The sequence below is a fragment of the Pseudoalteromonas haloplanktis ATCC 14393 genome (assembly GCF_000238355.1).
In the GTDB taxonomy this organism is placed as follows: Bacteria; Pseudomonadota; Gammaproteobacteria; order Enterobacterales; family Alteromonadaceae; genus Pseudoalteromonas; species Pseudoalteromonas haloplanktis.
In genome coordinates this window covers 40,008-47,983 of sequence record NZ_AHCA01000018.1, presented here as the reverse complement: position 1 = coordinate 47,983, position 7,976 = coordinate 40,008, and the positions used below count along the sequence as shown (strand labels likewise).

At 41.1% G+C, this 7,976-nt stretch carries 4 protein-coding genes; all 4 read right to left on the bottom strand.

Going from position 1 to position 7,976, the window contains the following annotated elements; genetic code table 11:
* The coding region (locus PHAL_RS0121115; protein ID WP_016710427.1) for a beta strand repeat-containing protein at nucleotides 1-4,073 on the bottom strand (4,073 nt) is incomplete at its 3' end.
* Between the two features lie 361 nt (nucleotides 4,074-4,434).
* The gene (gene mnmE / locus PHAL_RS0121110; RefSeq protein ID WP_016710426.1) at nucleotides 4,435-5,799 is read right to left on the bottom strand and encodes a tRNA uridine-5-carboxymethylaminomethyl(34) synthesis GTPase MnmE; all 1,365 of its coding nucleotides are present in this window, start codon (nucleotides 5,797-5,799) and stop codon (nucleotides 4,435-4,437) included.
* A 137-nt stretch (nucleotides 5,800-5,936) separates the two neighbouring features.
* Complete coding sequence (gene yidC / locus PHAL_RS0121105) at nucleotides 5,937-7,571, bottom strand: membrane protein insertase YidC (protein WP_016710425.1); 1,635 nt, start codon at nucleotides 7,569-7,571, stop codon at nucleotides 5,937-5,939.
* Nucleotides 7,572-7,579: 8 nt separating this feature from the next.
* Nucleotides 7,580-7,855 (bottom strand): membrane protein insertion efficiency factor YidD, encoded by a 276-nt coding sequence (gene yidD / locus PHAL_RS0121100; protein ID WP_016710424.1) that lies wholly within the window; start codon nucleotides 7,853-7,855, stop codon nucleotides 7,580-7,582.
* Nucleotides 7,856-7,976: the final 121 nt, after the last annotated feature.

Below are 7,976 nucleotides of genomic sequence, written 5' to 3'. Positions count from 1 at the left end.
TCGTTAAGTTGTACTGTGATGTTCGCCACCACATCTTTGCCAACAATCTCTTGTGCTGAGCCTGAGTTACCGACGCTGTTAGTGACAGTCGCTGTGCCATTAATGTTGCCATCAATTAAAAACCGGGAATCAATATTATCGAGTCGCCATTGGTTATTAAATACTTGAGTAGTAAAGGTTAAGCTATCTCCATTGCTATCTGTTAACACAACAGTAACGATTGCACCGTCTTCAACATTCACTGTGGTACCAGTAATATCTACAGTTGCTGACTCAGCGTCATTAATGACATTATCTGAACCCGTATCTATATCTATAGTGATGTCAACTGGCGCTGTATTTTTTGTTACTACCGTTGTTGCCGTTGCAGGGTTGCCATTGATGTCTGTGGTAGTGGCTGTGAAGGTGAGTTCACCATCAGCCAATGTTGATAAGTCACCGTCTTCAATAATAAAATAGCCATTACGCACCACGGTATTAAAGGTCAGTATCGTGCCTTGGCTATCGGTTACCGTGATTTCAACGGCTTGACCAGTTTCAATATCATTTGCAACCCCACCAAATATAGCTGGGTTGACTTCTAACTCATTGAGAATGTCATCACCATTAGTTTGGATCTGCATCGAAATGGTGGATAAGGTATCTTTAAAGACATCAGTTGTATTGCTGGCTGAGTTACCTGCTAGGTCGTTAGCCGTTACGGTAAAGTCTAATTTACCTTCGGCAAAGCTGGTAAAATCAAGATCCGCCAATTGCCACTGTTGATTCATCACGGTTGTGGTGAATTGTTGGCTGATACCCGCTGAATCCGTAACGGTAATAGTGACTAATTGACCATCTTCTATGTGAGTCGCCTCACCATAAAGCGTAACGGCATTGACTTCATTGCTGTTGATTAAGTTATCACCATTTGATTCAACAACAATCGTTACTTCGGCGAGTGTATCTTTAATATGATCTGCGGTTGCTGTTGCAGTATTACAGCTTAAATCTTTAACGGTTGCCGAGAAGATAAGTTGACCTTGCGCTAAAATACTTAAATCGGCATCGGCAACTAGCCACTCTCCAGCCAAAACTGTGGCGCTAAAGGTAACGATTTTACCGTTAATATCTTTTACAGAAACGGTTACTGTTTGGCCATCCTCAACATTAGTAACAGTACCAGAAATGCTCGTTGCTGGGGTTTCTGTACTATTAATTACTTCATCAGTGCCTGTATCTACGTCTATGGTGATTTGCGCGATAGTGTCTTTTACATAACTGATATCGGTTGAAACAATATTGCCACTGAGATCTGTGGTGTAGGCACGAATGTTTAAGTCGCCATCGATTAATCCAGTTAAATCGGCACCTGTATATGCCCAAGCTCCGTTATTACTGGTGGTATCAAAACGCAGGGTATTACCTTCACTATCGGTGATGATCAGCACTACTGGTGCGCCATCTTCAACATTCTCAACAGTACCAAGTAAATCGATTATTTCAACACCATCATGGCATTGCTCAGCAACTTCAACAGTGATGTTTGATTGCGTATCTTTGAACGCTATATCGGTTGCGGTTGCTGAATTTCCTGCTAAGTCACTTACAGTTGCAACGGCATTGATAGGCCCTTCAGCTAAACTGCTGAGATCTAAATCAGTTAGTGACCAACTGCCATTGATTATCTCTGCTCTAAAGCTTAATTGCTTGTTTTGGCTATCAGTAACAGTTACTAGAACAAATTGACCATCTTCAATAGCGGTCGCTGTTCCTGCAATACTTGTAGCGAGAACTTCTTCTTTATTAAGCAACTCATCACTACCAGAATCAATGTGTATGGTAACACTTGCTTGTGTGTCTTTTGTGGTGGTGGTACTTGCTTGTGCTGTGTTATAACTTAAATCAGTAACGCTGCTAGTAATGATTAATGTGCCATCGGCAAGAGCTGCTAAATCAGCGTTATCGACTTGCCAACTGCCATTGTTTACTTGTGTAGTAAAAGTAAGGCTAATGCCATTGTCGTCGGTTACTGTAACTGTGACCATTTGGCCATCTTCAACATCAGTAACATCACCAAATAATGTTCGGTTAGATGACTCAGCTAAGTTTACGATAGCGTCACCGCCGGTATCAATATTAACTGTAATACTTGCGCTGTTATCAAAGTCAACTTGCTGCTTTGCAGTGGCAGGGTTTCCAGCGTCATCTTGGCTGTTTACAGTGATCGAAAGTGGGCCATCGGCAAGCGTCAGTTCAACGCCTTGTACACTATAGCTGCCATTGATTATAACGGCAGTTAAAACCTGGTTTTGGCCGTTTCTATCAGTGATTGTGAGCGTTACCGCATTACCATCTTCAATATCGATAACAGTGCCGTTAAAATTATACAGTAAGCCGTTGCTTGCGAGTGTAGTTGTGGTATTTACAGTGATTTCAGCGAGTTTATCATGCTCGGCTGTGTCAATTGCAGTAGCTGGGTTACAATTTAAATCTGTGCTATTTGCGGTCGCCGTTATTGTGCCGTTATCTAAACTTGAAATATCAACATTGTTGAGCAGCCATGCTTCATTACTTACTGTCGCGCTAAGCTCTAAGGTATTACCATTAACATCAGTTAAGGTAATAAACACAGTTTGGCCATTTTCTATGCCTACCGCCGTGCCAGATATTGACACATTGTTATCTTCAGCGGCGTTTATAACGCTATCATCGGTATCATTAATATTAATTGTTAATAGAGCTAGAGAGTCATAAATAAAGTCAGTGTTGGCGCTTGCTTGGTTATCTGAGAAGTCACTCACTGTTGCTGTAACAGTGATAGAACCATCAGCTAAGCCACTCATATCGGCATCAATTAATGCATAAGCGCCGTTTTGCACTGTGGTTTGAAAGGTCTTACTTGTGCCATTGCTATCGGTTAAAACGAGAGTGACTATATTACCATCCTCTACATCGTTGACTGTGCCAACAACATCGTAGGTCTCACCTTCTGTGCTGCAATTTTCTAGTACATTAACAGTGATCTCTGCCAAAGTATCTTTAAACACAAAGCGCTCAGCCGTAGCTGGGTTGCCCGCTAAATCGTTACTGGTAACAGTTACTAAATAATTGCCATCAAGAAGCGGGGCTGTGCTGATGTTTTCCAAACTCCATTGCCCATCAATAACGGTTGTTTCTGCGCTGGTAATGAGGGTGCCGTCTGGGAAAAATAGCTGCACAGTAACAGGTTGGCCATCTTGAATATTGGTTACATCACCGGAAAAAGACACAACTAATATATTATCCGCAGTTTTCTCTACTTTTTGGACAGATAAGCTGATCTCAGCAAGGGTATCTTTAACACTCGTATCTTGAGCATTAATATTGGCATTATTGAAGGGGGTGGTAAGCTGGATATCTGCAATAATTTGCCCTTCAGCAAACATACTTAAATCAATATCGTTAATTTGCCATGCTTGGTTTTGTGCAGTAGTCGTTAAAGTGACCGTTTTTCCATTAATATCGGTGAGTGTCACTGTTAAGCTTTGGCCATCATTAGCATACAGGGCTTTACCAAATAAATCTGTGTTAGGAGTTTCAAATTGATTGACCCATTCATCACCACCATCTGCAATGGTAATTGATAATTCAGGTAACAGAATCTCACCGCCATTATCTCCATCATTACCGCCAGTTAAGGGGCTGTTCTCATCATCGGTATTAATCGCGCCAGTTGTATCAAAGCCCGACTCAGGGACAATAGAATCCGCACTTCGCTGAATAAATTGATAAAAGAAGTTATTACCTTGTTGGCCTTCGTTTGCACTTTGTTGATTTGTAGGTTGTTGTTCGGTTGGCGGTTGGTTGTTTTCGTTTATTGTTGTTATAGAAGTAATGACTTGTGAGGGGAGAGTTAACCATTGACCATTTACAAGTACTTGGGGTTGCTCTGCGTTTAAATCTATTTGCTCTGCGGTTAAGGTGATGACTTCAATATCAGCAAGGGAGCTTGTTACCTCTTGCGCTAGAATCCATTGTCCAGAGTTGGTAATTACCCATGTTTGGCCAGAAATTTGAACGATGGCAGCTATATCTTGTTTTGCTATATCCATTGGTGAAACCTTAATCCTGTAAAGAGTCGCAATTTAATAATGTGTCGCAGCAGTATTTAATTTTATTTATAAGTCAGTCATTTTTCTTATGTGTTTTAACTAAAGTGACCGCATCATAGTTAAAACAATGAGTTTAGTTTATTTTGCTAAAAATTCATGGAAAATACTGATATATCTCTATAGCTTACTATTCACCAGTTTAGTGGATAGGTCAAGAGAGATAGAAATGGTAAAGTGTGAATTATTATCAGCTTTTAAGGTGCTTTATTGTACCCATAGCGATACATTAAAGCCAGTTTGAGAAGGTTGAATTGGGTGAGTTGGAGCAGGCGCAGATGAGCTGCGCCTTTGATAAAAAGTGTTATTTACCGATACAGAACGAACTAAAGATCTTACCTAGTAAGTCGTCAGAGGTAAATTCGCCGGTAATTTCATTGAGGTAGTGCTGCGTTAAGCGCAGTTCTTCGGCAAGAATTTCACCTGCAATATGCATTTCTAATTGGTCTTTACCTGTGTGTAAATGATGGGCTGCACTATCGAGAGCATCTAAGTGGCGACGACGTGCCATAAAGCCGCCTTCAGTAGCCCCTTGAAAACCAATACAAGCCTTTAAGTGAGTACGAACTAACTCTATACCATCAGCATTTTTAGCGCTTAAACTTATCACCGGGTATTGCTGGTTTTCGCTCATACCTACTTCGTCACCAGATAAATCGGCCTTATTTCTGATCACAGTAACCCCCATTCCTTCAGGAAGTTTAGCCATAAACTCCGGCCAAATAGCATGCGGGTCCGTGTCTGTAGTATCTGTACCGTCGAGCATAAATAGCACCCGATCAGCTTGCTTTATCTCATCCCACGCACGTTCAATGCCGATCTGTTCAACTCGGTCTGGGCTTTCACGTAAACCCGCAGTATCAATAATGTGCAGCGGCATACCATCAATATGAATATGCTCTCGTAGTACATCACGCGTTGTGCCGGCAATTTCGGTTACAATGGCAGCTTCTCTGCCGGCGAGCGCGTTAAGTAAACTCGATTTACCTGCATTTGGGCGACCAGCAATAACAACGCGCATACCTTCGCGCATGATGCTGCCTTGTTTGGCTTGATTGGTGACATTGTAAAGCTGCTCTATTATTGCGTCTAAATCACCAGCAACTTTACCGTCTGATAGAAAATCGATTTCTTCATCGGGAAAATCAATAGCTGCTTCAACATACATACGCAGGTGAATTACTTTTTCTACGAGCATCTCAATATGCTTTGAAAATTCACCTTGAAGTGATTGTAAGGCGCTTTTAGCTGCTTGTTCACTTGTTGCGTTAATTAAATCGGCAATCGCTTCTGCTTGGGTTAAATCCATTTTATCGTTCATAAAGGCGCGCTCTGAAAACTCACCTGGCTTGGCAAGTCGTACGCCATCTATTTGGCTTATTTCTTTCAATAGCATATCAAGTACAACAGGGCCGCCGTGACCTTGTAGTTCTAGTACGTCTTCACCAGTAAATGAGTTAGGGCCTGCAAAGAAAATAGCAATACCTTGATCAAGTTGTTCGCCAGCAAGACTATTAAATGGCACGTAATCGGCGTAGCGTACTTTAGGGCAACGACCAATTATTTGCTCTGCAACACTTTTTGCTAAGTTACCTGAAACGCGAATAATACCAACACCACCACGCCCTGGCGCGGTTGCTTGTGCTGCAATTGTATCTTGATTGATCATGCTAATAATTTGCCAATTTAATGAATAATGGTATGTGCGTATTGTAACCTATGCAGCTATTTGTAGCGAATAGCTGTGGCTAAAAACAGCCAATAAAAAAGGCGACCTAAGTCGCCTTTTTCTAAGTAAAAGAGCTACTAGCCCCTCACTTTTATTCCTTGTTTTTCCATACCACGGTAAATGATTAACATTTGTGCGATTGAAATTAGGTTAGACACTAACCAGTAAAGTACTAGGCCAGACGGGAACCATAAGAAGAACACAGAGAAGATAACTGGCATGTAAGTCATCATCTTTTGTTGCATTGGATCGGTGACCGTCATTGGTTGGAGTTTTTGCGTTATAAACATACTCGCACCAAATAAAATTGGTAATACATAGTATGGGTCTTGCGCAGATAAGTCTGTTAACCATAAGACAAACTCAGCATGGCGTAGCTCAGTTGATTCTAAGAATACATAGAACAAGGCTAAGAAAATAGGCATTTGTAGCAAAATAGGGAAACAACCACCCATTGGGTTAACTTTTTCTTTGCGGTACATTTCCATCGTTGCCTGACCGAATTTTTGACGGTCATCGCCATACTTTTCTTTTAGTGCAGCCATTTTTGGTTGTAGGGCACGCATCTTCGCCATTGACGTGTATTGCGCTTTCGTTAGTGGGTACATTAATGTTTTAATGATTATGGTGATAGCAATGATCGCCAAACCCCAGTTACCTAAGATGCCGTGTAACCACTTTAACAGCACAAATAAAGGCTGTGAGATGAACCATAACCAACCGTAATCAACGGTTAAATCTAGGTTAGGGTGAAGTGCAGCTAGTTTATCAGACTCTTTCGGGCCCATGTAGTAAGTAGCACCAATAGTAGCTTGTTGGTTAGCTTGAATATTTACCGGCTCACCCTTTGCACCAATAATTGCAGCGTTGCCTTTAGCAATTAAACTGTAAAGTGTATTTTGCTGATCTTGAGAAGGTACCCAAGCACTTACAAAGTAGTGTTGAATAAAAGCTATATAACCACCTTGTGTATTAATATTTAGGTTTTTATCAGCCATGTCAGAAAAGCTGTACTTATCGTACTTTTCTTCGCTAGAGCCGTAAGCCGCACCTAAGTATGTTTGATCAACTAAGCCGCCTTTTTCTTGCACTGTGCGTTTTACTTGAGTGTAAAGCTGTACTTGGATTGGCTCGGCTGTGGTGTTGTTTACTGTGTACTCTAAAGCCACATCGTATTGGCCTTTTTTGAATACATAGGTTTTGGTAAAAGTAACACCCTTGCTATCAGTGAAGGTTAAAGGAACACGAAGTTCATCACCGTTTAAGGTAAAGCTTTTTTGTGCAGTGCTATAAACTGGGCGACCCTCTGCTGATGCATCTGGTCCGTTTAAGCCGATTAAACCACTTTGTGAGAAGTATTGATTACCATCAAACTCACCCAGTAACATATAAGGTATTTCACTACCTTTTTTATCTTCGTATTGGAGTAAGTCGGCTTCAACAATATCACCACCGCGGGTATCAATTTTTACAGTGAATACGTCTGTCGTGATGTCAATCACTGAACGCTTTGCACTGGTTGCTGCAGTTGGTAAATCACCATCTGTTGATGACGGTATATAATCATCAGAATCAGGTGAGTTAGTTTGTAGTGTTTGTGTGTTGGCACTAGGATCGGCTTTTGGTGCGTTGTAGTCGTTGTTCCACTCTTGGAACAATAAAAACGATACAAGCATCAAACCGATGAATAAAAACGTGCGTTGCGATTCCATAACAGCTCTTATTTCTCGTGTTGGTGGTTAATATGGGTTGTTTTTTCAGGTACGGGGTCGTCTCCGCCTGAATGTAAAGGGTGACATTTTAATATGCGTTTGAGCGCTAACCAACTGCCTTTTACTGATCCGTGCAAATTAATTGCCTGAATAGCATAACTTGAGCAAGTAGGATTAAAACGACAATGCGGGCCTAACAGTGGGCTAATCCACTTTTGATAACCGCGAATTAATAACACTAAACATAACTTTGGAAAAGCAACAAGTGGTTTAAGTAACCTCATGATGTTCTATCCTCTGTGTAGATTTAGTGGGTTGATACCATGAATTTAAACACCCAAAGCGGAATTTTAAATGCATGATTAAAAGGTGAGCTAAAGATACCTTAATTAACCCTATAATTCT